This is a genomic window from Sphingomonas metalli (genome assembly GCF_014641735.1).
GTDB lineage: Bacteria > Pseudomonadota > Alphaproteobacteria > Sphingomonadales > Sphingomonadaceae > Sphingomonas > Sphingomonas metalli.
In genome coordinates, this window is record NZ_BMIH01000003.1 from 39,847 (window position 1) to 64,766 (window position 24,920).

At 68.1% G+C, this 24,920-nt stretch carries 23 protein-coding genes; 9 read left to right on the top strand and 14 right to left on the bottom strand.

The window, feature by feature from the left end; translation table 11 throughout:
• Nucleotides 1-39 precede the first annotated feature (39 nt).
• Nucleotides 40-465: a MerR family transcriptional regulator gene (locus IEX18_RS10475; protein WP_188658716.1), complete on the top strand. Its 426-nt coding sequence runs from the start codon at nucleotides 40-42 to the stop codon at nucleotides 463-465.
• A 14-nt stretch (nucleotides 466-479) separates the two neighbouring features.
• Complete coding sequence (locus tag IEX18_RS10480) at nucleotides 480-2,282, top strand: acyl-CoA dehydrogenase C-terminal domain-containing protein (protein ID WP_188658717.1); 1,803 nt, start codon at nucleotides 480-482, stop codon at nucleotides 2,280-2,282.
• Nucleotides 2,283-2,545: 263 nt separating this feature from the next.
• Here the strand turns inward: IEX18_RS10480 and IEX18_RS10485 are convergent, their stop codons facing one another.
• Genes IEX18_RS10485 through IEX18_RS10495 form a run of 3 tightly spaced genes read right to left on the bottom strand, consistent with a single transcriptional unit; the run spans nucleotide 2,546 to nucleotide 6,119 of the window.
• Entirely contained in the window at nucleotides 2,546-3,838 is a 1,293-nt protein-coding gene (locus tag IEX18_RS10485) for a cell wall hydrolase (protein WP_229664518.1), read from the bottom strand.
• Nucleotides 3,835-4,755: a cysteine synthase A gene (cysK, locus tag IEX18_RS10490; protein WP_188658718.1), complete on the bottom strand. Its 921-nt coding sequence runs from the start codon at nucleotides 4,753-4,755 to the stop codon at nucleotides 3,835-3,837. The genes IEX18_RS10485 and cysK overlap by 4 nt, the downstream gene beginning before the upstream one ends.
• A complete protein-coding gene (locus IEX18_RS10495; RefSeq protein ID WP_188658719.1) occupies nucleotides 4,752-6,119 on the bottom strand; it encodes an MFS transporter in 1,368 nt (455 codons plus the stop codon). The genes cysK and IEX18_RS10495 overlap by 4 nt, the downstream gene beginning before the upstream one ends.
• 126 nt (nucleotides 6,120-6,245) lie before the next feature.
• Here IEX18_RS10495 and pdhA point away from each other — a divergent pair, with 126 nt between their 5' ends.
• A complete protein-coding gene (gene pdhA, locus IEX18_RS10500; protein WP_188658720.1) occupies nucleotides 6,246-7,286 on the top strand; it encodes a pyruvate dehydrogenase (acetyl-transferring) E1 component subunit alpha in 1,041 nt (346 codons plus the stop codon).
• A gap of 1 nt (nucleotide 7,287) precedes the next feature.
• Complete coding sequence (locus IEX18_RS10505; RefSeq protein WP_188658721.1) at nucleotides 7,288-8,727, top strand: pyruvate dehydrogenase complex E1 component subunit beta; 1,440 nt, start codon at nucleotides 7,288-7,290, stop codon at nucleotides 8,725-8,727.
• Between the two features lie 45 nt (nucleotides 8,728-8,772).
• On the opposite strand, the gene IEX18_RS10510 is transcribed toward IEX18_RS10505, so the two are convergent.
• The 3 genes from IEX18_RS10510 to IEX18_RS10520 are packed head-to-tail and all read right to left on the bottom strand — an operon-like array spanning nucleotide 8,773 to nucleotide 12,046.
• On the bottom strand, nucleotides 8,773-9,507 hold the full coding sequence (locus tag IEX18_RS10510; protein ID WP_229664519.1) for a TadE/TadG family type IV pilus assembly protein: 735 nt from the start codon (nucleotides 9,505-9,507) through the stop codon (nucleotides 8,773-8,775).
• Complete coding sequence (locus IEX18_RS10515) at nucleotides 9,504-10,121, bottom strand: TadE/TadG family type IV pilus assembly protein (protein ID WP_229664520.1); 618 nt, start codon at nucleotides 10,119-10,121, stop codon at nucleotides 9,504-9,506. The genes IEX18_RS10510 and IEX18_RS10515 overlap by 4 nt, the downstream gene beginning before the upstream one ends.
• Entirely contained in the window at nucleotides 10,121-12,046 is a 1,926-nt protein-coding gene (locus tag IEX18_RS10520) for a TadE/TadG family type IV pilus assembly protein (protein WP_188658722.1), read from the bottom strand. The genes IEX18_RS10515 and IEX18_RS10520 overlap by 1 nt, the downstream gene beginning before the upstream one ends.
• Nucleotides 12,047-12,103: 57 nt before the next feature.
• Between IEX18_RS10520 and IEX18_RS10525 the strand changes: the two genes are divergently transcribed.
• Both IEX18_RS10525 and IEX18_RS10530 read left to right on the top strand, forming a co-directional pair.
• Nucleotides 12,104-12,772, top strand: a complete 669-nt coding sequence (locus IEX18_RS10525) for a squalene/phytoene synthase family protein (RefSeq protein WP_188658723.1) — start codon at nucleotides 12,104-12,106, stop codon at nucleotides 12,770-12,772.
• 66 nt (nucleotides 12,773-12,838) lie between these two features.
• Entirely contained in the window at nucleotides 12,839-13,303 is a 465-nt protein-coding gene (locus IEX18_RS10530) for an EF-hand domain-containing protein (RefSeq protein WP_188659390.1), read from the top strand.
• A gap of 3 nt (nucleotides 13,304-13,306) precedes the next feature.
• Here IEX18_RS10530 and trmFO read toward each other — a convergent pair whose 3' ends face one another.
• Nucleotides 13,307-14,614, bottom strand: a complete 1,308-nt coding sequence (trmFO, locus tag IEX18_RS10535) for a methylenetetrahydrofolate--tRNA-(uracil(54)-C(5))-methyltransferase (FADH(2)-oxidizing) TrmFO (RefSeq protein WP_188658724.1) — start codon at nucleotides 14,612-14,614, stop codon at nucleotides 13,307-13,309.
• A 45-nt stretch (nucleotides 14,615-14,659) separates the two neighbouring features.
• Here trmFO and IEX18_RS10540 point away from each other — a divergent pair, with 45 nt between their 5' ends.
• Both IEX18_RS10540 and IEX18_RS10545 read left to right on the top strand, forming a co-directional pair.
• Nucleotides 14,660-15,094: a DUF488 domain-containing protein gene (locus IEX18_RS10540; RefSeq protein WP_188658725.1), complete on the top strand. Its 435-nt coding sequence runs from the start codon at nucleotides 14,660-14,662 to the stop codon at nucleotides 15,092-15,094.
• 515 nt (nucleotides 15,095-15,609) lie between these two features.
• Nucleotides 15,610-16,101 carry a hypothetical protein gene (locus IEX18_RS10545; RefSeq protein ID WP_188658726.1) on the top strand — a complete coding sequence of 164 codons (492 nt, stop codon included), beginning with the start codon at nucleotides 15,610-15,612 and terminating at the stop codon, nucleotides 16,099-16,101.
• Here IEX18_RS10545 and IEX18_RS10550 read toward each other — a convergent pair.
• From IEX18_RS10550 to yaaA, 6 genes are all read right to left on the bottom strand, one after another.
• Nucleotides 16,077-17,399 (bottom strand): methyl-accepting chemotaxis protein, encoded by a 1,323-nt coding sequence (locus IEX18_RS10550; RefSeq protein WP_188658727.1) that lies wholly within the window; start codon nucleotides 17,397-17,399, stop codon nucleotides 16,077-16,079. The two genes, IEX18_RS10545 and IEX18_RS10550, sit on opposite strands and share 25 nt — an antisense overlap.
• A 124-nt stretch (nucleotides 17,400-17,523) precedes the next feature.
• The gene (locus IEX18_RS10555) at nucleotides 17,524-17,877 is read right to left on the bottom strand and encodes a DUF952 domain-containing protein (RefSeq protein WP_188658728.1); all 354 of its coding nucleotides are present in this window, start codon (nucleotides 17,875-17,877) and stop codon (nucleotides 17,524-17,526) included.
• Nucleotides 17,874-20,663 (bottom strand): DNA gyrase subunit A, encoded by a 2,790-nt coding sequence (gene gyrA, locus IEX18_RS10560; protein ID WP_188658729.1) that lies wholly within the window; start codon nucleotides 20,661-20,663, stop codon nucleotides 17,874-17,876. Before gyrA ends, IEX18_RS10555 begins: the two co-directional genes overlap by 4 nt.
• 348 nt (nucleotides 20,664-21,011) lie before the next feature.
• Complete coding sequence (locus IEX18_RS10565) at nucleotides 21,012-21,269, bottom strand: hypothetical protein (protein ID WP_188658730.1); 258 nt, start codon at nucleotides 21,267-21,269, stop codon at nucleotides 21,012-21,014.
• 121 nt (nucleotides 21,270-21,390) lie between these two features.
• Complete coding sequence (locus IEX18_RS10570) at nucleotides 21,391-22,083, bottom strand: SDR family NAD(P)-dependent oxidoreductase (protein ID WP_188658731.1); 693 nt, start codon at nucleotides 22,081-22,083, stop codon at nucleotides 21,391-21,393.
• Entirely contained in the window at nucleotides 22,080-22,820 is a 741-nt protein-coding gene (gene yaaA / locus IEX18_RS10575; protein WP_188658732.1) for a peroxide stress protein YaaA, read from the bottom strand. Before yaaA ends, IEX18_RS10570 begins: the two co-directional genes overlap by 4 nt.
• Nucleotides 22,821-22,974: 154 nt before the next feature.
• Between yaaA and IEX18_RS10580 the strand changes: the two genes are divergently transcribed.
• Nucleotides 22,975-24,273, top strand: a complete 1,299-nt coding sequence (locus IEX18_RS10580) for a hypothetical protein (protein ID WP_188658734.1) — start codon at nucleotides 22,975-22,977, stop codon at nucleotides 24,271-24,273.
• A 55-nt stretch (nucleotides 24,274-24,328) separates the two neighbouring features.
• On the opposite strand, the gene IEX18_RS10585 is transcribed toward IEX18_RS10580, so the two are convergent.
• Nucleotides 24,329-24,820 (bottom strand): Lrp/AsnC family transcriptional regulator, encoded by a 492-nt coding sequence (locus tag IEX18_RS10585; RefSeq protein WP_188658737.1) that lies wholly within the window; start codon nucleotides 24,818-24,820, stop codon nucleotides 24,329-24,331.
• Between the last annotated feature and the right edge of the window lie 100 nt (nucleotides 24,821-24,920).

A 24,920-nucleotide genomic window follows, 5' to 3' on the forward strand; every position in this document is an offset into this window, starting at 1 on the left:
GCGTTTGACGTTGACGTAAGCGTCAAGTACATGACGCTCATGGCCGATGCCGCTTCCTATGCCCGGATCATGCCCCGCGACGATCGCGAGAGCTATTCGATCACCGACCTGTGCGCCGAGTTCGACGTTACCGCCCGCGCGCTCCGCTTCTACGAGGATGAGGGGCTGATCGCGCCGCTGCGTCGTGGCACGCAGCGCATCTATTCGCACCGCGACCGCGCCCGGCTCGCCTGGATCCTCCGCGGCAAGCGCGTCGGCTTCTCGCTCGGCGAGATCCGCGAGATGATCGACCTCTACGATCTGGGCGATGGCCGCCGCGTCCAGCGCCAGGTGACGGTTGAGCGCTGCCGCACCCGCATCGCGACGCTGGAGGCGCAGCGGCGCGACATCGACGCCGCCATCGCCGAACTCACCGACTTCATCGCGACTGTCGAAAACGGCAGCGCCACCGCACCCGCTTGCTGAGGGATTAGAGAGAGATGCCCCAATATACGCCCCCGGTCCGCGACACCCGCTTCGTGCTGGAGCATGTCGTCGGCCTCGACCGCCACGCCAACGTCGATGGCTTCGCCGCCGCGACGCCCGACACGGTCGATGCGGTGCTGGAGGAGGGCGGCCGCTTCGTCGCCGAGGTCCTCTTCCCGCTCAACCAGGTCGGTGACCAGCAGGGCTGCACCCGGCACGAGGATGGCTCGGTCACGACCCCGCCGGGCTTCAAGGAGGCCTATCGCCAGTTTGTCGAGTCGGGCTGGGGTACGCTGTCCGCGCCCGAGGCGTTCGGCGGCCAGGCGATGCCGCACGTCGTCTCGACCGCGTTCCAGGAATATATGATCTCCGCCAACATGGCCTTCGCCATGTATCCCGGGCTGGCGCACGGCGCGATCGCGGCGCTGCTGGTCAAGGGCTCCGACGCGCAGAAGGCGAAGTATCTGCCGAAGATGGTGTCGGGCGAATGGGGCGGCACCATGAACCTGACCGAGCCGCAGTGCGGCACCGATCTGGGCCTGATCCGCACCCGCGCCGAGCCGCAGGCGGACGGCAGCTACCGCATCACCGGCACCAAGATCTTCATCTCGGCCGGCGAGCACGACCTGACCGACAACATCATCCACCTCGTCCTCGCCAAGACGCCGGGCGCGCCGGACAGTTCGAAGGGCATCTCGCTGTTCGTGGTGCCCAAGGTGATGGTGAACGACGACGGCTCGCTGGGCGCGCGCAATGCGGTGTCGTGCGGCTCGATCGAGCACAAGATGGGAATCCACGGCAACTCGACCTGCGTCATGAACTATGACGGGGCGACCGGCTGGCTGGTCGGCGAGGAGATGAAGGGCCTCGCCGCGATGTTCATCATGATGAACGCCGCGCGCCTCGGAGTCGGACTGCAGGGCCTGGCGGTCGCCGAGACGGCCTATCAGAACGCCGTCCATTATGCCCGCGACCGTCGACAGGGCCGGGCGCTGACCGGCCCCGCCGAACCGGGCGAGAAGGCGGATACGCTGTTCGTCCATCCCGATGTCCGTCGCATGTTGATGGAGGCCAAGGCCTGGACCGAGGGGCTGCGCGCCCTGTGCCTGTGGGGCGCGCTCCAGGTGGATCTGGAGCATCGGGCCGGCACCGAGGACGAGCGGCAGATGGCCGCCGACCTGATCGGCCTGCTCACCCCGGTGATCAAGGGCGTCGGCACCGACAAGGGCTATGAGATCGCGACCACCGCGCAGCAGGTCTATGGCGGCCACGGCTACATCCAGGAATGGGGGATGGAGCAATATGTGCGCGATGCCCGCATCGCCCAGATCTACGAGGGCACCAACGGCGTCCAGGCGATGGATCTGGTCGGGCGCAAGCTCGCCCAGAATGGCGGCCGCGCGGTGCAGGCGCTGTTCCGCATCGTCGGCGAGGAGGTGGCGGCGGCGAAGGGCGATCCTGCCACCGCCGACTTCGCCGACCGGCTCGGCAAGGCGCTGGGCGAGATGCAGGCCGCGACCATGTGGTTCATGGCCAACGGCATGCAGAACCCCAACCATGTCGGTGCCGGCGCCGTCAGCTACATGCACCTGACCGGCCTCGTCGCGACCGGGCTGATGTGGCTGCGCATGGCCAGCGCCGCCGCGCGGCTGAAGGCGGCGGGCGAGGGCGACGCGGCGTTCCTCGACGCCAAGCTGGTCACCGCGCGCTTCTTCGCCGAACGCATCCTGCCCGATGCCGGCGCGCTGCGGCGGAAGATCGAAGGCGGGGCCGATTCGGTGATGGCGCTGCCGGAGGAGATGTTCCTGGCGGCGTGATCCTCGCGCCTCCCTCCGTTCGTGCTGAGCTTGTCGAAGCACTGCCTTCCGGAAACCGCGCGTCTGCGGCTGGAAGACAGAACAGCCCTTCGACAAGCTCAGGGCGATCGGAGGGAGGCGTGCTTTTACCAGTCTGATCCGCTCGGCCCAAATCGTCGCCCCAGCGAAGGCTGGGGCCTTCCGCGGCCCTTGCAGCACGCCATAATCGGAAGATCCCAGCCTTCGCTGGGATGACGCCCGGTTTAGCTTGTACGGATTGCGGTCTATAAACGCGGTGCAGGCGTGGGCACCGCCGTCGCCACCGGCCCCGGCCCTCGCCGCACGCCGCCGAGCTCAGGCGGCCCCTTCATCACCGGCGTGATGATCGCGCTGGTCGGCGTGGGCGAGGGGCCCGGCAGCGGCTGCCGGCGCATGCAGCCGCCGGGCCGGGTGCGCGGAAACTGTGTGCAGTTCCACAAGGTCCGCTCCAGCCCCGCGGGCCGGTCGCGGAGATAGCTGAACGACATGGCGGCAAGCTGCGCCGCATCCGGCGCGCCGGTCGCCGGCACCGACTTAGCATCGGTCCAGCCCAGATATTTGCACCACTCCCGCGCCCCGCACGCCTGCGCGGCCAGTTGCGGATAGGCGTCCGCCGACGTCCCCGCCGGCAGCACCACCTGGAAACTGTCGCCATCTCCCGCCACCGGAGCGGTTCCCAGCAGCCCGGTCGCCTTGGCTAGCGCCTCCGCGCTCTCTGCCAGCGCCGAATCCGCCTCGACCAGCGCCGCACCCGTCCGGTGCGCGTCCGAAAACGCCGCGAGCTTGGCGATGACCGGCTCGTCCGCCGACACCGTCCGGCCGAAGGCGGGCGGGGTGCCCCACCAGCCCGACCAGCGGAAGAAGAGGTGGCTGCCGACCCGCGCGAGCTTGTCGAGGCTCGATTGCCAATAGGGCACCACCCAGTCGGTATGGTAGTGCGTCGCATAGCCCACCTTGCGGAACACCGTGCCCGCCAGCGCCGCCGCGGCCACCGCGCGGGCGCGGGTCCACATGGCGGGCGGCGGCGCCCAGCGGGTCATCGCGCCATCGCAGGTGAAGGTGAACTGGCAGCCGGTGCGCCGGTCCTGCCCCTCGAAGACGACGCCGCAGATCGTCTTGGGAAAGGCCGGGTGGCGGACGCGGTTGACCACGACCTGCGCCACGGCGCGCTGGCCGGTCGGGTCATCGCCCGCCTCATACAGCACCGCCGCGGCGAGGCAGTCGGTCGCGCGCGCCAGCGCCTCGGGCGTGTCCTTCAGGCGAAAGGGGCGGGCGGCCGGGTTGGGGCCGTCGACGAACGGCACCTCCTCGTTGAAGCTGCGGGCCTCGTCTGGCGACAGGTCGACCAGTTCGACCGGCTCGACTTCGGGCACCACGGTCGCCGGCACCACGCGCGCCGGCGGCAGCACGCGCCGGGCGCGGGCCACCGCGGGCGGCGGAGCGGTGACGACGATCAGCATCGGCACCGCCACCGCCGCGATGGCGATGAGGATCAAAATCGCCCGGAGCAGGAAGCCGGGCCGCTGGGCGATGATCACTGTTCGGGCAGGAAGTCCGGCACCGAAAGATAGCGCTCGCCCGTATCGTAGTTGAAGCCGAGCACCCGCGCGCCGTCGGGCAGGTCGGGCAGCTTCTGGAGGATCGCCGCCAGTGTCGCGCCCGACGAGATGCCGACCAGCATGCCTTCCTCGCGCGCCGCGCGACGCGCCATGTCCTTGGCGACCGCGGCATCGACCTCGATCACCCCGTCGAGGGACTGGGTGTGGAGGTTCTTCGGCACGAAGCCGGCGCCAATCCCCTGGATCGGGTGCGGTCCCGGCTGGCCGCCGGAAATGACGGGAGAGGCGGCGGGCTCGACCGCGAAGACCTTCAGGTCCGGCCAGGTCTTCTTCAGCGTCTCGGCGACCCCGGTGATATGGCCGCCGGTGCCGACGCCGGTCACGATCACGTCGATCGGCGTATCGCGGAAGTCCTCCAGGATCTCCTGCGCCGTGGTGCGGACATGCACGTCGATGTTGGCGGGATTCTCGAACTGCTGCGGCATCCACGCGCCGGGCGTCTGCTCGACCAGCTCCAGCGCCCGCTCGATCGCGCCCTTCATCCCCTTCTCGCGCGGAGTCAGGTCGAACGAGGCGCCATAGGCGAGCATCAGCCGCCGCCGTTCGAGCGACATGCTCTCGGGCATGACGAGGACCAGCTTGTAGCCCTTCACCGCGGCGACGAGCGCCAGGCCGATGCCGGTATTGCCGCTGGTCGGCTCGATGATCGTGCCGCCGGGCTGGAGCTCGCCCGATGCCTCCGCCGCCTCGACCATGGCGAGCGCGATGCGGTCCTTGATCGAGCCGCCGGGGTTCGACCGCTCGGACTTGATCCACACCTCCGAGCCGGGGAACAGCCGCTGGATGCGGATATGCGGCGTGCGGCCGATCGTCTCCAGGATGGTGTTGGCCTTCATGGCTGCGCTACTCCGTGTTGCGGTTCGACGTTGAGGATCTCGGGCGGGTCAAAGGTTCGGGCGCGCTTCAGTTCCGGGAAGAGCCGCGACCATAAGAGGGTGATGGCGATCGCCGCGCAGCCTCCGAACACCACCGCGCCGACCGGGCCGAGCAGCGAGGCGGCAAGGCCGCTCTGCGCCTCGCCCAGTTCGTTGGACGCCGAGATGGTGAGCTGCGACACGGCCGACACCCGCCCGCGCATCGCGTCGGGCGTGTGCAGCTGGATCAGCGAGGTGCGGACATAGACCGACACCATGTCCGCGGCCCCCGCGAGGACCAGCGCGACGAGGCTGAGCAGGAAGGTTGGGTGGACGAAGAGCGGCGTGCCGCCTGGCAGGCGGATCGTCGCCGGCGCCAGCCCCGCCGCCGCCGTGATCGGCGTGGCGAGGCCGAAGGCAAGGATGCCGAGCGCGAAGACGATCACGGAGGCGAGCATCTTCGCGCCGACATTCGTCTTCATCGGGCGGAACGAGAACCAGAGCGATGCCACCGCCGCGCCGATCCCCATGCCCGCCGCGAGAATGCCGAGGCCGGACGCCCCGACATGCAGGATGTCGCGCGCATAGATCGGCAGCAGGGCGGTCGCGCCGGCGAGCAGCACCACGAACAGGTCGAGCGTGATCGCCGCCAGCACCAGCCGGTTGGCGCGCACATAGCGGAAGCCGTCGAGGATGCGCTGCAGCGGATGCCGGTCGCTCTGGGCGGCCGGCTGGGGCACCTTGCCGATCAGGAACATCAGCCCCAGCGCCAGGATGAACAGCCCCGCCACCGTGCCATAGGCGATGTCGGGGTGGATGGCGTAGAGCAGCCCGCCCACGCTGGGACCCGCGATCGTCCCCGTCTGCCAGGCGAGCGTGCTGATCGCGATCGCGGTCGGCAGGCTCTCGCGCGGGACCAGATTGGGGGCGAGCGCGGAATAGGCCGGCCCCGAGAACGCGCGCGCGATACCGACGAACACCGCTGCGGCGAAGAGGAAGGGCAGGGTCAGCCGGTCCGCCCAGGTCAGCAGCCCGAGCATCAGCGCGTTGATGGTCAGGAGCAGCGTCGTCCCGCGCACGATCCAGCGCCGGTCGACGCTGTCGGCGACCAGCCCGACGACCGGGGTCAGCAGGAACAGCGGCACGAACTGCACCAGCCCGATCATGCCGAGCAGGAACGCCGCCTCGTTGATCGGCATGGTCTGGCGCGCGATGCCATAGACCTGCCAGCCGATGATGATCCCCTGCGCCGACAGCGCCACCGTTCCGGCGAATCGCGACAGCCAGTAGGCGCGGAAGTTGGCGATGCGTAGCGGATGGAGCGGCGGGTCTTCGGTCGGGCGCATGTCGGCAGGCGGTGTAGGCGGGCACGCGGACAAAGGGCAACCTCTGCCGGGCGAGGCAATTGCTCTTGGCGGCAAAGGGAGACTATAGGCCCCCGCATTGCTGACGGACAAAACAAGGTTTCTCCTGTGGCCAGAGCTCCCCGCGCTTCCGAACCCCCCCTTCCCAACCGCGAGCGCCCCGGCGAGCCGCAGCCCTATGAGGCGACCAACGACGAGCTGCTGCAGTTCTACAAGGAGATGCTGCTCATCCGCCGCTTCGAGGAGAAGGCGGGCCAGCTCTACGGCCTCGGCCTGATCGGCGGCTTCTGCCACCTCTATATCGGTCAGGAAGCGGTCGCGGTCGGCCTCCAGTCGGCGCTCGACGGCGAGAAGGACTCGGTCATCACCGGCTATCGCGACCATGGCCACATGCTCGCCTATGGCATCGATCCGCAGGTCATCATGGCCGAGCTGACCGGTCGCGCCGCCGGCATCAGCCGCGGCAAGGGCGGCTCGATGCACATGTTCTCGACCGAGCATAAATTCTATGGCGGCCACGGCATCGTCGGCGCGCAGGTGTCGCTCGGCGCCGGCCTCGCCTTCAAGCACAAGTACAGCGGCGACGGCGGCGTGTGCATGGCCTATTTCGGCGACGGCGCCGCGAACCAGGGCCAGGTCTACGAAGCCTTCAACATGGCCGAGCTGTGGAAGCTGCCGATCATCTTCGTGATCGAGAACAACCAGTACGCCATGGGCACCAGCGTCAACCGCGCCTCGTCCGAGGATCAGCTCTATCGCCGCGGCGAGAGCTTCCGCATTCCCGGCATCCAGGTCGACGGCATGGACGTGCTCGCCTGCCGCGGCGCGGCCGAGACGGCGCTCGAATGGGTGCGCGCGGGCAAGGGGCCGGTCATCCTCGAGATGAAGACCTATCGCTATCGCGGCCACTCCATGTCCGACCCGGCCAAGTATCGCAGCCGCGAGGAGGTGCAGGCTGTGCGCGACAAGTCCGATCCGATCGAGCATGTGAAGCGCCTGCTGGAAGAGCGCGGCGTCAAGGAGGACGAGCTGAAGTCGCTGGAACAGGCGATCCGCAAGCAGGTCAATGCGGCCGCGGACTTCGCCGAACAGACCCCCGAGCCGGAACCGGCCGAACTCTATACCGACGTGCTGGTGGAGCGTTACTGAGATGGCGATCGAGATCAAGATGCCGGCCCTGTCCCCGACCATGGAGGAGGGCACGCTCGCCAAGTGGCTGGTGAAGGAAGGCGATACGGTCAAGTCTGGCGACATCATGGCCGAGATCGAGACCGACAAGGCGACGATGGAGTTCGAGGCGGTCGACGAGGGCACCGTCGCGAAGATCCTGGTCGCCGAGGGCACCGACAATGTGAAGGTCGGCACCGCGATCATGCTGCTGGCCGGCGAAGGCGAGGATGCCGCGACCGCCGCCGTGGGCGCGGGCGACGCAACCAAGGAAGACAGCGCGCAGGGCAACGCCGCTGCCGACGAGACCAAGCCGGCCGATACGGTCGAGGACTCCGCGCACCCGGCGCAGGAGAAGGTCGACACCGGCGCGCGCCAGCTGTTCGATGCGGCGAGCCACAAGGCCGAGGTCGCCGATCCGGAGGTGCCCGCGGGTACCGAGATGGTCCGCACCACGGTGCGTGAGGCGCTGCGCGACGCCATGGCCGAAGAGATGCGCGCCGACGACCGCGTGTTCGTGATGGGCGAGGAAGTCGCGCAATATCAGGGCGCGTACAAGGTGACGCAGGGCCTGCTCGACGAGTTCGGCGACCGCCGCGTCATCGATACGCCGATCACCGAATATGGCTTTGCCGGCATCGGCACCGGCGCGGCGATGGGCGGCCTCAAGCCGATCGTCGAGTTCATGACGTTCAACTTCGCCATGCAGGCGATCGACCACATCATCAACTCGGCCGCCAAGACCAACTATATGTCGGGTGGCCAGATGCGCTGCCCGATCGTGTTCCGCGGCCCCAACGGCGCGGCCAGCCGCGTCGGCGCGCAGCACTCGCAGAATTATGGCCCCTGGTATGCCTCGGTTCCCGGCCTGATCGTCATCGCGCCCTATGATGCGGCCGACGCCAAGGGCCTGCTCAAGGCGGCGATCCGCTCGGAAGATCCGGTCGTGTTCCTCGAGAACGAGCTGATGTACGGCCGCAGCTTCGACGTGCCCAAGCTCGACGACTGGGTGCTCCCGATCGGCAAGGCCCGGATCATGCGCCCGGGCAAGGACGTGACGATCGTCTCCTACTCGATCGGCGTCGGCCTTGCGCTCGAAGCCGCCGAGACGCTGGCGGGCGAGGGGATCGATGCGGAGGTGATCGACCTGCGCACGCTGCGCCCGCTCGACAAGGAGACGGTGCTGAAGAGCCTCGCCAAGACCAACCGCCTCGTCGTCGCCGAGGAAGGCTGGCCGACCTGCTCGATCGCCTCGGAGATCATGGCGATCTGCATGGAGGAGGGGTTCGACGATCTCGACGCGCCGGTGCTGCGCGTCGCAAACGAGGACGTGCCGCTCCCCTATGCCGCCAATCTCGAAAAGCTCGCGCTGATCGACGCCGCGCGGATCGTCACCGCGGTGAAGAAGGTCTGCTACAAATAAGGGAAGGGAAGCGGCGTCCGACCGGGCGCCGCTTCGCCCACCCCGTCAGGCGGTGTAGCGGTCGCAGGTCGAGCGCGTTACCGCCGAATCCGTCGGATTGTAGACCTGGGTGAAGTCGCGATTGTCGCGCACCAGCAGCGACGCGGAATAGTGGATGATCCGCGGTGCGACGAACAGGCTGCCGAAAAGCGGCTGGAAGCGATAGTTGATCTCGACGAACATGACGCTGCTGTTCTGCGGCGCCATGACCTTGAAGCCTGCGTCGCCCATGCCGGTCGTGGTCGTCGTGCCGGCATTAGCCTGGGTCGCGTCGGTGCCCGCGGCAGGCGGGGCGGTTCCATAGCTCGAATCGTAGCCGGTGCCGGATTTCATGCCGAAGCAGCGCTGCCAGTGGATCCGCTGGGTATAATCGGTGTCGTAGCTCTGCTTGGTATTTTCCAGACTCGACAGGATCACGCGGCCGTTCGCGCCGAGCGCCATCGTACCCGACGACAGGCGGATGCCGGTGAAGGTATCGTTGATGTCCGCCTCGCGCAGCTGGGTCACGCCGTTGCTGCCGGAGGCGCCGACGCGCGACGCGGTGTCGGCGAGGTTGAGCGCGAGCTGGCTGATCCGCAGGTTGGTGATCGCAAGCCAGGCCAGCTCCGTCCCCCAGCCGCCGACGGTCAGGACCAGCGGCAGGGTAAAGGCGAATTCCATCAGCGCGGTGCCGCGGCGGTCGTGGCGCAGCCGCCGGCGCAGCGCGCGCAGCCCGGTGGCGATCCTCGCCCGCGCCGTCACGGGCACACCCGGGTCGCGACCGCGCTGGTCTGGGTCGCATAGGGCTGGTTCTTCAGGATCGTCGTCGCCGTCGCGGTCGGCGTCTGGCTCCAGCCGATGATGCTGCCGATCGGCGAAAGGCGCGTGTAGCGGATCGTCATGGTGTAGACGACGACGTCGTTGGCACCGCCCTGGCCCGTGAGGCCCGGGTCGAGATCGCGGCTGCGATTGCCATTCAGGTCGGTGAAGCAGTCGACCGTCGGATCGTAGACGCCGTTGTTGTTGATGTCCTCGTAGGGTTCGGGCGTGATATAGCCGTATTGCGCGTAGCTCTTGCGGCTCGATTGCCAGGTGGCGCCCTTCGCCACCGACCAGACCTGGTTCATCACCTGCTGGTCGATCGTCGCGCCGGCGGTGGTCGTGCTGTTGTCCTGCAAGGAGCTGTCGCGCCCGGCCTTCTGCATCGCACCGGTCAGCACCGCCTGCACATAGGCCTGGTAGGTGAGGTCGGAGAGGCCGAGGATCACCACCAGCATCACCGGCAGCACCACGGCGAAGTCGGCGATCGTCGCCCCGCGCCGGTCGACGAGGATCCGCGCGGCGCGCGACCGCATCCCATGGACCGGTCCCGACATCAGCTGGCGATCCGCAGCATGGCGATGCGCTGCGCGATATTGCGGAAGGCGTCGGTCAGCTGCTGGGTGCTGGAGGCCTGATAGGTCTGGCCCGGCGAGGCGCAATAGGTCAGGTCCGGGGTGATCGCCGTGCCGAGCGCGACGACGTAGATGGTCACGCCCTTGCGCTTGGCCGCGTCGCAGACCACGCGGAACCGCGCGACGTGATTGTCGTAATTGGTCCCGTCATCGGTGGCGCCTCCCGTCCGGTTGGCATTCTGCTCCACGCCCCACAGGCCGTAGATGGGGCGGTTCGGCGCCATGTTGCCATCGGTCATGAAGACGATGGTACGTTGCGGATCCTTCCGCCCGGGCCAACGGGCCGTGTCGGCCGCGAAGATCCCGTCCTGCGAGATCATCCGGGCGCCCCAGATCATGCCGACATCGTGATAGGTGCCGCCCAGCGCCTTGAAATCGGCATCGTAGACATAGTCGCGCACGTTCTGCGCAGTCATCACCTTCAGCTTCTGGGCCGGCATGCCGCAGGAAATGAAGCCGTTGCCGCTCATATAGCCGCCCGAGCGATAGCTGTAATTGTAGCTGGGCGAGCCCCAGCTCGAATCGCCGCCGATTGCGTCGTCCTTGACGTCCTGTTCGGCCGTTCCGTCGCGCTGCCAGGTGGCGTCGGCCCACATCGGTCGCCACAGATTGGTGGCCGTCGTCGGCTTCGAGTCCGGATTGAGGTCGTCGGGCAGGCTGGTCACGCTGAAGGACGAGCCGGTCGTGGTGTCCAGCTCCTCGACGCATCCCGTCCAGCGGCTGGTCGAACCGTCCAGCCGCGTCGGGTCGTCCGCCGCCGGCGAACCCGAACTGATGCTGTTCAGGAAGACCGTCGTGTCCCAATTGGCGGGGCCATAGCGCCATAGCGGACGCAGCGGCTGGGCCGTCGCGGCGCATTTGCCGTTGTTCCAGTAGACGCTGTAGTTGCGCGCCTGATAATATCCGTCGTCGCCGAACCACTGGCTCGACCGGGCATAGCCGGTCACCGGCCGCCGGACCGTTTGTCCGCGCGGACAGCTATTATAGTCGTTCGAGAACTCCTGATAATAGGTGCCGCCGTAATTATAGTCGCCGATGATCCTGCGCGTCTGGTAGGTCACGTTGCTCTGCAGGTACTGGCGCGGGATCAGCCGGCCCACGTTCACCGCCGACGAATAGGTGACGAAGCCGTAGCGATACTTCGTGTTCGGATCCGAGCTCGACCTGATGGTGCTGTCGAAGAGGATGACCGCCTGCCGCAGCGCCTCCAGCTTCGATCCGCTCGACTCCACATTATAGTATCCCGTCGTGCCGTCGCTGCGCGTGTAGCTCGAAATGCCGTTGGCGCAGTTCAGGGCCGCGCTGGGGACGCAGGACATCGAACCGGTCGTGTCGAGCACGAACATCACGTCGGTGTCCGCCATGTCGAACACCGCCTGGCAGGTCACCCGGATCTGCTTGGTCTGGACACCGAAGAAGCCCATCATCGCCATCGGCACATTGACCGTGGCCGTGCCCGAGACACCGTTCGCAACGGTCGGATCGGTGTTCACCGATGCCTTGGCCTGAGTGAAGGTGGGGGTCTGGTTGGCGAACCAGCCCGTGCGGAAGTTGTTGCTGAAGAAGGTCTGGCCCTGCGTCGACGCGGCGGTTTCGAGCGGGGTCGAGATGCTGGTGTCGGTCATCGCCTTGCGGCTCGCCAGGACGCCCGCGTCGCAGGCCTGTTGCAGCCGGACCTTGACGACGTACAGCCGCGACATATCAACCGCCGAGCCGGCGAAGCCGATCATCGGCACCATGGCGGCGGCCATCATCGCCAGCGTGTTGCCCCGTCGATCGCGACGCAGCCGCGCCAGAAACGATGCTGGCGCGTTGCGGGCGGGGTTGCGAGTGATCTTTCGAAGCAAGGCGGCAAGCATGAGGCGGACTCAGGGAACAGGATCAGCGCGCCGGAAAAATGGACCATGAGCGTTAATATTCCGTACGCTGATCCCGATCAGGCGCTCGCGCCGCCGGTCCTTCTCGCGCTGAGCTACGCTCCGCGGGAAGCACGGGAGGGGCTGGCGGCGCTGCTCGCCCTCGACGGGAAGCTGGGCGGCATCGTCCGGGCCAGTCGCGAGCCCATGGTGGGGCAGATGCGACTGACCTGGTGGCACGACGCCCTGACCCGCCTCGACTCAGCCGGTCCGCCCGCCGAACCGGTATTGCAGGCGATTGCGGAGCACGTCCTGCCGGCCGGGGTGACCGGCGGCTCGCTCGCTTCGATCATCGACGGATGGGAAATCCTGCTGGAGGGCGACACGTTGTCGGAGGCCGAACTTGCGACCTATGCGAACGCCCGCGGCGGTCGGCTCTTCGCGGCGATGGCGCTCCTTTGCCGCGCCACCGGAGCCGATCCGGTGGCCGGCGCGGGCGAGGGCTGGGCACTGGCCGATCTCGCCCGCCATGTCAGCGACCCCGTGATCGCGGAGCACGCGTCAAGGCTCGCCGAAGAGCGCCTGGACCAGGCCCTGGCCGTCCGCTGGAGCCGGCGGGGTCGCGTGCTCGGGGCGCTGGCGCTGCTCGCACGACGTCCCGCCGGGGGGCCGGCCCTGCTCGGACGCCTGATCTGGCACAGGTTGAGCGGCTATTGATCGTTGAATACCCGCCGGCCCCGCTTCTAAGTAGATCCTTACGAACCATGGGGGTGGGGAATGGCAGTGTGGCGATATCTGGCCGGCGGTGGCGCCGGCCTGGCGGCGATCGGTGCGGGCGTCGTTCTGTGGAGCATGCGCGAGGCGCCCTCGGCGGCGCTGCCGCCTCAACCGGCGGCAACGGCCGGCGGAGAGGCGGAGGCCGCGCTGCCCGACGAGGTGCCGGAGGCGACGGCGCAGACTCGCGAGGCACGGCGCTTCGGCCGCTATGACAAGGATCGCGACGGCACCGTCACCCGCGAGGAGTATCTGGCGGCGCGGCGCAAGGCGTTCGCCAAGCTCGACACCAACGGCGACGGACGCCTCAGCTTCGACGAATGGGCGGTGAAGGCGGAGGCGAAGTTCGCCGCCGCCGATAGCGACCATTCGGGCGGGATGTCGCCCGACGAGTTCGCGACGACCGCCGTCAAGCGCAAGCCGTCGAGCCGCCATGGCTGCCCGCCGGAACGCCGCGAGGACGGCGGCGCCTGATCCTCAGCCGGTCCAGCCGGCCAGTGCCGCGCGCGCCCGGTCGGTGTAGAGCCGCTTGCGATCCGCCTTCTTGGTGCGGCCGGCGATCGGGGGGAACAGGCCGAAATTGACGTTCATCGGCTGATAGGTCTCCGCCGCGGCGCCGCCGGTGATATGGCCGAGCAGCGCGCCCAGCGCCGTTTCGGGCGGCGGTGGCGGCAGGGTCTCGCCCTTCAGCTCGGCCGCGGCGAAGCGCCCCGCGATCAGCCCGATCGCCGCGCTTTCGATATAGCCCTCGCAGCCCGTGATCTGGCCGGCGAAGCGCAGATGGGGCCTGGACTTCAGCCGCAGCGTCGCATCGAGCAGCTCGGGCGAGCGGATGAAGGTGTTGCGGTGCAGTCCGCCCAGCCGCGCGAATTCGGCATTCTGAAGACCGGGGATCGTACGGAACAGCCGCACCTGTTCGGCATGTTTCAGCTTGGTCTGGAAGCCGACGATGTTCCACAGCGTCCCCTGCGCATTGTCCTGACGCAGCTGGACGACGGCATAGGGCCAGCGGCCGGTGCGCGGATTGTCGAGCCCGACCGGCTTCATCGGGCCGTAGCGCAGCGTATCGACCCCGCGCTCCGCCATGACCTCGATCGGCATGCAGCCCTCGAAATAGGGCGTGTCCTTCTCCCACTCCTTGAACGGCGTCTTCTCGCCCGCGATCAGGCCGGCGTGGAAGGCGAGATACTGATCCTTGTCGAGCGGGCAGTTGATGTAGTCCGCCTCGCCCTTGTCCCAGCGGCTCGCGCGCCACGCAATGTCCATGTCGATCGTGTCGTGATGGACGATCGGTGCCAGCGCGTCGAAGAAGGCGAGCGCCTCCGCCCCGGTCGCGCCGCCGATCGCCTGGGCCAGCGACGGGGCGGTCAGCGGCCCCGTCGCGATGATCGCAGGACCCTCCGGCAGCGTGTCGACACGTTCCCGGACCAGGGTGACGTTGGGGTGATCGGCCAGAGCGGAGGTGACACCCGCCGAATAGCCCTCGCGATCCACCGCGAGCGCCGATCCCGCCGGAACGCGATGCCGGTCCGCCTCGCGCAGGATCAGCGAGCCCAGCCTGCGCATCTCCTGGTGCAGCAGCCCGACCGCATTGCTCTCCGCATCGTCGGAGCGGAAGCTGTTCGAACAGACCAGCTCGGCCAGATCGTCCGTCTGGTGGGCCGGCGTCCGTTCGCCCGAGCCGCGCATTTCGGACAGGCGCACCCGGAACCCCGCCTCGGCCAGCTGCCACGCGGCTTCCGACCCGGCGAGCCCGCCGCCGACGATATGTATGTCGTGTGTCATGCCGCCGCCTAGCGGCAAGTGGCGCGATGCGGCAAGGTGCGGGGCATGCGGACGATCTTCACCATCGGCTATGAGGCGGCGACCATGGCGGACTTTCTCGCGGTGCTGACCGCTGCCGGCGTCACGCGGGTCATCGACGTCCGCGCGCTGCCGTCGTCGCGGCGCCCGGGCTTCTCGAAGACGCCGCTGTCCGCCTCGCTGGCGGAGGCGGGCATCGGCTATGTGCATCTGAAGGCGCTCGGCACGCCCAAGCGTGGGCGAGACGCCGCCAAGAAAGGCGACGTCGCGACGTTGCGCGAGGTCTATGAGGTCCAGCTCGAACTGCCCGAAGCGCAGGCGCAAGCCGCCCGGATGCTGGCTCTGGCGGCGGAACAGCCCAGTGCGCTGCTCTGCTACGAGCGCGACCCGTGCCATTGCCACCGCACCTTGCTGCTGGACGCGGTGGGGAATGGGTGGCGCGTCGTCGATCTCTACGCGTGACGGTGATTCCCGGAGGCTGTCATCAGCCCGCGCGATCTCCTTCCGTCGGGCGACGGTGCCGGCCGGCTTCGGTGGGGCAGATCTGCCTCATCCAGAGTCCATGGAAATTCAGATGGCGTCCCGTAATAGATCGATATTGCAGGACCGAGAAACCTTAGTGCTCAAAACGTATCCTGATCGTGCTGCTTGTTGCAGACGTTGATAGTCGACTAATACTGCTACTCCTCTTATCTTGCGTCTTCACGATAGATCGTGATCTCTCCTCGCATCTTCACAGAGCAATTTTGCTATAACGAAAAGTCTCATCGGCTGCGACTTGTATCGAGTGAAGGAGAAAGGCGGTGCGAGGCGTATGGATCGTAAGTACGTTCGTCGCTATCGTGGTCGGTCTTGCTGCGGCATGGGCATTGCACGGCAGGGCGGCGGAAGCTGATCGTGCCCCGTCAACGACCTCCCCGGTAGAGGTTGCGCCTGCCGAAATCCACGCGGAACGCCCCCTTGCCCCTATGGAGCGGATGCCGGTCGAGCCGCAGAAGCCGAGGGTGCCAACTGCATCCGGAGACAATGGTGGCGCGCGTGATCGCGCGTCCGCCACACCGACTTTGCAGGCGATCGTCGACGACATGGCTGTTGACGATGCAGTGCCGGCCGGATTCCCCAACATGAAGTCGCTGAACGACAGATTCGTCAGCGAACCGCGCACGAAGGCGGGTGCGGCTGCCGAGGTCGCGTTGATGAAGGCCCTGGAAGAGCAGCAGGGAGCGAAGCCGGCCTACAAGCCGCTATTCGTGGAGTGTCGGGCGACGCTTTGCCGAGTTGCCGGCAAGCTCGACGACGAGGCCGATTTTGCGAACGTCGATGCAGCGAGCAAATGGTTGCAGCGGCACTCGGCCGACGACTGGCGGCCGCTGGGGCTTGGCGGTCCGCGCGGTGTGGGATTCGGCCCCGGCAAGACGACGACCGGCAATCTGTTTCTCGGCTTCTATCCGATCATTCCCGGCCAGTGACGGCTCACAGCGTCTGTCGGTCCGAAGCTGTCGATAAACGCCGCGGCGCGCCGGGTCAGGTGTTCGGCAAGGTCGGTCAGGTCCTTGGACATGATCCTGAGCGTGTCGACGTCCTGCACCAGCCGGCGGGCGCTTTCGCCGATCCGCTGGGCGTCGTCGCCCACGGTGCGGGTGGCGGCCGCGGATTCGGCAAGGGCGGCCGAGACCGTGCCGGTCGCCGCGGCCTGCTGCTCCACGGCGGTGTCGATCGTGGCGGCGAACCGCGCGATGGCGGCGGTGTCGCGATCGATCGTCTGCTGATCGGCGACCAGTTCCCCCAGCGTCCGGCCGAAATGATCGACATGACCGGCAATGTCGTGCACCGCACCGCGCGTCTGGCCTGCGAGCGATTTGACCTCGGTCGCGACCACGGCGAAGCCCCGCCCGGCCTCGCCCGCGCGCGCCGCCTCGATCGAGGCGTTGAGGGCGAGAAGCTGGGTCGTGTTCGAGACCGAGCGGATCAGGTCGAGCATGGTGTCGATCGCGCTGGAACTGGTGGCCATCGCGCTGATCCGGCTCGTCGCCGCCGCCACCCGGTGCTGCACCGCCTCGCGCAGGGCACGCGCGCCCGCCATGTCGGCGGCGATGGTGTCGAGCGCGTCGGTCAGCAGCCGCTCGCGCCGGGCGACCTCGACCAGGGCCTCGCTGGTCTGGGTGCTGGCACTGGCGACGCTGGCGGCCGCGTTCGCCGTGTCACGGCTGCGCGCGGTCAGGGCATCGCCCATCGCGACGATCGTCCCCGCCGCGTCGCGCAGCTGCTCGGCGAAACGACGGGTCTCGTTCGCATGATCCGCTGCGATCGCGCCCAACCGCTCGGCGCGGGCCATGCGCGCACGCGTCGCTGCGGCCTCCTCGCCGACCCGCAGGGCCAGCAGGGCGCGGGCATCGAGCAAGTCATACACCTTGCCCGCCCGTGTCAGGATCAGCGCGTCGCCGCCCATCGCGGCATGGCATTCGAGCTGGCGACCGACAGGCCAGTCGGCATCCGCGACGGGGCAGGGCGCGACGACCCCGTCCAGCGTTCCGCCGATCGCCGGGTTCTGGAGCAGGGCATGGCCATAGGGATTGAACAGCAACCGACGCACCGCCGCCTCCGGCACGATCCCGACCGGGTGCCCGGCGGCGTCGACCACGACGATCGCACCGAGGCCGGGGCGGCTGCGGAACAGGGCGATGGCATCGGCCAGGGACGTGCGCCGCTCCACGATGGCCGGTGCGAGCGGCGACGGGCCCCGAAGCGATGGCTTGTCCAGCAACATGCCGCCCGTCCTATGCAGCGACGGTAAACGCGCCCTTAGCCTTTGGTAACGGTTTTGTGACGAAACGAGGTTTCGGCGCTGCGTCTGGTAGCTGAAGAGTTCGCCGCCGTCCGGCGGGCAGGCCTCAGCCGGTGATCGGCAGCCTGACCTTGCCGTCCTCGTCGCGTCGAAGCGGGCCATAGGCGATCACCGCTTCGAGGAGCAGCGGTTCGTAGAGATGCGGGAAAAGCTGGCCGCCGCGACTCTCCTCCCATTTTACGCTGCGATAGGCGGTCAGGTCCACCGCGGCGACATGCAGGTCGTCCTGCCCGGCGAAATGGCGGTCGACCGTCTCGGTCAGCTGGTCGCCGGTGGAGAGATGGATATAGCCATCGGCCAGATCGACGGGTGCGCCGGCGAACTGGCCGTCGCGTTCCAGCGCCGCCATCTGCTCGCCGGTCAGCACCTTATAGGCGGTCTGGGGCAGGTCGGCGCTCATTCCTCGATATCCTTTTCGTCGAGCGTCTGGGGGCCCGTGCCGTCGTCGACCGTCAGCGTTGAGTCCGGGTCGGCGGCGGGCGCCTCTGCCCGCTCGGCCGCGACGATCGCCTCGGCCTCGTTCTCCGGCTCTTCCTCCTCGTCGATCCGGGCCGCGGACACGACATGCTCGTTCTCGGCGACGCGGAAGATCGTGATGCCCTGCGTGTTGCGCCCGGCGACCCGGATGTCGCCTACCGTGGTGCGGATCAGCTTGGCCTGATCGGTGACGAGCATCAGCTGCTCGCCATTATGCGCGGGGAAGCTCGCCACGACATGGCCGTTGCGGTCGGACGTGACGATGTTGGTGATGCCCTGCCCGCCGCGACCGGTGCGACGATATTCATAGGCGGAGGTGCGCTTGCCATAGCCGTTCGCGGTGACGGTGAGGATGAACTCCTCCGCCGCCTCCATCGCCGCCATGGTCTCGGCATCGAGCGTCGTGTCCCGCTCGCCTTCCTTCCACGGCGCGGCGCGCAGATAGGCGTCGCGCTGGTCGGTGTCGAACGGCGTGCCGCGCAGGATCGACAGCGAGATGACCGCGTCGCCCGCCGCCAGCGAGACGCCGCGCACGCCCGTCGAGGTGCGGCTCTGGAACTCGCGCACGTCGGTGGCGGCGAAGCGGATCGCCTTGCCCGCGCGGGTGGCGAGCAGAACGTCGTCCGCCTCGGTCAGCAGCGCGACGCCGATCAGCTTGTCGGTCGATTCATCGTCGAAGCGCATCGCCAGCTTGCCGTTGGACGGGATGTTGGCGAAGGCGTCCATGGAGTTGCGCCGCACGGTGCCGTTCGCGGTGGCGAACATGACGTGGAGGTCGCCCCAGCGCCCTTCGTCCTCGGGCAGCGGCAGGACGGTGGAGATCGTCTCGCCCGGCGCCAGCGGCAGCAGGTTGACCATCGGCCGTCCCCGCGTCGCCGGCCCGCCCTCGGGCAAGCGCCACACCTTCATGCGATAGACCTTGCCGGCGGTGGAGAAGAACAGCACCGGCGTGTGCGTCGAGGTGACGAACAGGCTGGTGACCGCATCCTCCTCCTTGGTCGCCATGCCGGCGCGGCCCTTGCCGCCGCGCTTCTGCGCGCGGAACGCGTCGAGCGGGGTGCGCTTGATATAGCCCTCGACCGTGACGGTGACGACCATGTCCTCGCGCTCGATCAGATCCTCGTCGTCGATACCGCCGGCGAAATTCTCGATCTGGGTGCGGCGCGGCGTCGCGAACTGGTCGCGGATCGCCTGCAGCTCGCCGCGCATCACGGCATAGAGCTTCACGCGATCGGCGAGGATCGCGAGCAGTTCGGCGATCGAGTCCGCCAGCTGCTTCAGCTCGTCGCCGATCTCGTCCCGGCCGAGCGCGGTCAGGCGATGGAGGCGCAGGTCGAGGATCGCGCGGACCTGCGCATCGGACAGGCGATAGGTGTCGCAGCTCGCCTCGTCCTCCACGGCCTCGACCAGCGCGAGATAGGGCGCGATCTCCGCCACCGGCCATTCGCGCGCCAGCAGCGCCATGCGCGCCGCCGCCGGGCTGGCCGAACCGCGGATGATGCGCACCACCTCGTCCAGGTTGGTGACCGCGATGACGAGACCGAGCAACAGGTGCGCCCGCTCGCGCGCCTTGGCCAGCTCGAACTTCGAGCGGCGGGTAATGACCTGCTCGCGGAACTGGACGAAGGCCTGGATGATGTCGCGTAGATTGAGCAGCTCGGGCCGGCCGCCGCGGATCGCGAGCATATTGGCCGGGAACGACCCCTGCGCGGGCGTGTGCCGCCATAGCTGGTTGAGCACCACATCGGCGGTGGCATCGCGTTTCAGGTCGATGACGATGCGAACGCCCTCGCGGTTCGACTCGTCGCGGATGTCGCTGATCCCCTCGATCCGCTTGTCCTTGGCGGCTTCGGCGATCTTCTCGACCAGCGCATTCTTGCCCTGCTGGAAGGGGATCTCGGTCAGCACGATCGACTGGCGGTCGCCGCGATGATTCTCGATCGTGTGGCGCGAGCGCACGATGATCGAGCCGCGACCGGTCGAGTAGGCGGAGCGCGCGCCCGCGCGGCCGAGGATGATCGCGCCGGTGGGGAAATCGGGACCGGGGACGATCTCGGCCAGCTGCTCGGCCGTGACGCTGCCGTCGTCCATATAGGCGAAGCAGGCGTCGATCACCTCGCCCAGATTGTGCGGCGGGATGTTGGTCGCCATGCCGACCGCGATGCCGCCGGCGCCGTTGACGAGCAGGTTCGGGAACTGCGCCGGCAGCACCTGCGGCTCGCGTTCCGAGGCATCGTAGTTGGGCTGGAAGTCGACCGTATCCTTGTCGAGCCCGTCGAGCAGCGCGTTGGTGACGCGCGCCAGCCGCGCCTCGGTATAGCGCATCGCGGCGGGCGGATCGGGGTCCATCGAGCCGAAATTGCCCTGACCGTCGATCAGCGGCACGCGCATCGACCAGTCCTGCGCCATGCGGGCCAGGGCGTCGTAGATCGCGCTGTCGCCGTGCGGATGGTATTTACCCATCACGTCACCGACGATGCGCGCCGACTTGCGATAGGGACGGCCCGCCAGGAAGCCGCTTTCATAGGCCGAGTAGAGGATGCGCCGGTGCACCGGCTTCAACCCGTCGCGCACGTCGGGCAGCGCGCGCGCGACGATGACGCTCATCGCGTAGTCCAGATAGCTCGACTTCATCTCGTCGACGATCGAGATGGTCGAAGCGCCCTCGGAATGGGGGGTAGGTTCTGCGAGGATGGTCTCGTCAGCCAAGGCTGTCTCGTCTTTCGGGTTGGATCAGGTGGAAACCACCCTCCCTAGCCCGCCACGATGCGCCTGACCACCCCCGCGCGCCCGCGCCCGCGCTCGCACGCGCGAGGGGCATTGTCGTTCGTGAAATGTTCCACGTGGAACATTGGTGAGCTTCCAGCCCTCATCCTCCCCCGCCCGGGGGGTGGCAACCGCAGGCTGACGAAGGAGGAGGGTGGCGGAGGCCTATCGAGGTCTCAGCGTATCCTCCCCCTCCGTCCGGCTAAGGCCGGCCACCTCCCCCTGGCGGGGAGGATCACCGTGTTCCACTAATGTTCCACGTGAAACATTCGCGGTCGCCACCCGGAGGGCTTATTTGCACGCCTTCTTGGTCGCGTTGCCGGCCTTGGCGCAGTTATAGGTCACGGTCTTGCCCGTGCTGGTCTTGGTAGTGACGGTGCGGGCGGTCGCGACATGGGTGCGCGTCGCGGGGGCCTTGACCGCATGGGTGGTGGTGACGGTGTGCACAGCTGTCGTGGTGGCCGGCTTGGTCTGGCCCGCGGCGATCGCGGCGGTACCGGACAGAAGCGCACCGGCGGTGAGCGCCAGGAAGGGAAGCGAACGGGTCATCGGGCAATCCTCCTTATGATCTTGCCCGCCGCATCCGGGAGTCAGTGATGCGGCGACGGTGAGGAAGGATATGCCCCGACAGGCCTGTCGACGCGGTGGCGACCGGATTAACGATCGGTCATCAGGGCGAAATTTCCGCACCGTCCCAGGCGAACAGGCGGCCGCTGTCGGGCGCCTTGAGCCCGTCGAGAACGTCCAGCAGCTGCACCGCCGCGCGATCGGCCGCGAACAGCTGGTCGGGGCGGACATTGGCCTGGAAGGGCTGGGAAAGGGGGGTATCGACGGTGCCGGGATGGAGGCCGACCACGATCGTCCGGTCGTTGCGGCGCCTCTCCTCGACCGCCACGGTGCGGATCAGCTGGTTGAGCGCGGCCTTGGACGCGCGATAGCCGTACCAGCCGCCGAGCCGGTTGTCGGAGATGCTGCCGACGCGCGCGGAGAGGAAGGCGAGCACGCAGCGGCCGGTCTTCGGCATGCGGGGCAGGACGTGCTTGGCGACCAGCGCCGGGCCGATCGCATTGACGGCATATTGGCGTGCCAGCCATGCGGGATCGAGCGCCGACAGGCTCTTTTCGGGTCCCTGCGCGCCCTCGTGCAGCAGGCCCGTCGCCACGAAGACCAGGTCGGGCGGCGTCGTCAGCGACCGGGCGGCCGCCGCGATCGTCTCCTCGTCGGTGAGGTCGATATGGTCGCGGCCGGCAAAGCTGCGGGCGAGCCCGCGGACGGGGACTCCTTCCTCGGCCAAAGCGCGGACCATCGCCGCGCCGATCCCGCCCGAGGCGCCGATGACGACGGCGGAGCGGGTGCCGCTCATCGCGCGAACCGCCAGCGGTTGTCGTCGCTCTCGGCGGGCACGAAGCGGTAGCCGTCGCTGTCGAACCCCCGCATCGCATCGATCTCGGTGATGCGATGTTCGATCATCCAGCGCGCCATCATCCCGCGCGCCTTTTTCGCGTGGAAGCTGATGAACCGGTCGCCGTCGCGGAAATCGACGGCGATCACCCGTATGCCGGCCGGCAGCCGGCCCTCCACCGCCGCCCAATATTCCTGGCTGGCGAGGTTGAGGATCGTCGCCGATCCCTCCGCCTCGACGTCGCGCGCCAGCAGGTCCGCGATGCGATCGCCCCACCAGTCGGTCAGCCGGTCGCGCCGCGGCGCCCAGCGCGTGCCCATCTCCAGCCGATAGGGGCGGATCGCATCGAGCGGGCGCAGCAGGCCGTACAGTCCCGACAGCAGCCGCAGATGATCCTGGGCGAAGGGCAGCGCCGGCTCGTCGAGGCTTTTGGCCTCGAGCCCCGTATAGACGTCGCCGGCGAAGGCGAACATCGCCGGCCGCTCGGGCGCGTCGGCGAAGTCGCGAAACCGGTCGGCATTGAGCTTGGCGAGCGCGGGCGAGATCTTCATCAAGGCCGAAAGCCGCTTCTGCGGCAGACGGGCCGCCGCCCGGGCCAGGGTTGCAGCTTCGTCTCCAAGGCGCGGCCGGGTCGCGGCGATACGGGGAAGGTCGCTCTCGTAATCGAGCGTCTTGGCGGGCGACAGCACGGCGATCATGCGGCGGCGGGTAGCCCCGCGGGGTGTCGCATTCAATCCGCGTTCAGCCCGACAAAGTCACGGAACCAAGATGGATGCGCTCGCTTGAAGCTGCGTTAACCCCCCGGTAGAGCGACCGGGACGTCCCCCGTCACCCATTGGAGAGACCTTCCTCATGACATCGCTTACGAAGATCGCGCTGGCGATCGCCCTTTCGACCGGGGTCAGCGGTCTGGCGCTGACGGCGCCGGCTGTCGCGGCGAAGAAAAAGGACGAGGCGCCCGCCGGTCCGAAGCTGAGCCCGGACTTCCTCAAGGTCGCGCAGACCGCGCAGACCGCGCTGAACGCCAAGGACCTGGCGACGGCCGCCCCGGCACTCGACCAGATGGACGGCCTCGCCAAGACCGACGACGATCGCTACTTCGCCGCGTCGCTCCGGTACAATCTGGAGCAGCTGAAGATCCAGAACGCGCGGGCCGCCAACCCCAACGCGCCGGTCGACGAGACCGCGCTCGCCAAGCCGCTCGACGCGCTGATCGCCAGCCCGGTCACCAAGCAGGATGCGAAGGCGAAGTTCGCCTATCAGCGCGGCATCCTCGCTTATAACGGCAAGCAGTTCCCGGTCGCGATCCAGTACTTCACCCAGGCCAAGCAGCTGGGCGAGACCGATCCCAACCTGTCGCTCCAGCTCGCCCAGGCCAAGGTCAGCAGCGGCGACGTCGCCGGCGGCCTGACCGAGCTCGACACCACGGTGCAGGCGCAGATCGCCGCTGGCCAGAAGCCCGACGAGGACGTGTTCCGCTACGGCATCTCGCGCGCCAACCAGGCGAAGCTGGGGCCGCAGACCATGACCTGGATCCAGCGCTACATCGCGACCTATCCGACGCGGAAGAACTGGCGCGACGCGGTCGTGACCTATGGGCTGGCCGGCAACTCGGTCGAGAAGCTGACCGAGGCGCAGAAGATCGACCTGTTCCGCCTGCTGCGCGCGACCAACGCCCTGGCCGACCAGAACGACTATCTGGAATATGCCGACGACGTGCAGCGCCGTGGCCTGCCCGCGGAGGCGCAGGCGGTGATCAAGGAAGGCCAGGCGGCCGGCAAGATCCCGGCCTCCAACGCGCTCGCCAAGCAGATCCTGACCGATGCGACCAACGCGCTGAAGGTCGAGGGCTCGCTGGCGCCGCTCGAGGCGAAGGCGAATGCCGCGGCGAACGGCAAGCTCGCCGCCGGCACCGGCGACGCCTATCTGGGCACCGGCGACTATGCCAAGGCGGCTGCGCTCTATCGCACGGCGCTCCAGAAGGGCGGTGTGGATGCCGACGAGGTCAACACCCATCTGGGCATCGCGCTCGCTCGGTCGGGTGACAAGGCGGGCGCCAAGGCGGCGTTCGGTGCGGTGAAGGCCGCGCCGCGCAGCAACATCGCCGCGCTGTGGACGACATATCTGGACGCGCCCGCGCCGACCGCCTGACGATAGCGAGGGGAGGGCGGCCCTCGCCGTCCTCCCCTTTAGGAGCTCAGGCGTTCTAGTGACCGATCCCGGCCGGCGAGCCGTCGGCCGGGATCGGGATCCCGGATCGCGACTTGGCGGTGCGGATCGTCAGCGATGTCTTAACGCTCGCGACATTAGGCGCAGGCGTAAGATGCGTGGTCAGGATCTCCTGGAAGCTTTTCAGATCGGTCGCGACGATCTTCAGGATGAAGTCGATCTCGCCGTTCAGCATGTGGCACTCGCGGACCTCGGGTATGGCCGCGACATGGTCCTCGAAGGCGGAGAGATCCCGCTCGGCCTGGCTGCGCAGCGAGACCATCGCGAAGACGGTGATCGGATAGCCGAGACGCGCGGCATCGAGGTCGGCATGATAGCCACGGATGGCGCCGGCATCCTCCAGCGCCCGCACGCGGCGCAGGCAGGGCGGCGCCGTCAATCCGACGCGCTCCGCCAGGTCGACATTGGTCATCCGGCCGTTGTCCTGGAGCAGCGAGAGGATTTGCCGGTCGATCCGGTCGATCGCCATTGTAGGAACGCCCCCTTTACGAGTGAAATTTCGAATGTCGCGCATCTTACATAAGAAAATTACGCGATAACGCAATTGTCCCACTACGCGACATCCCAAA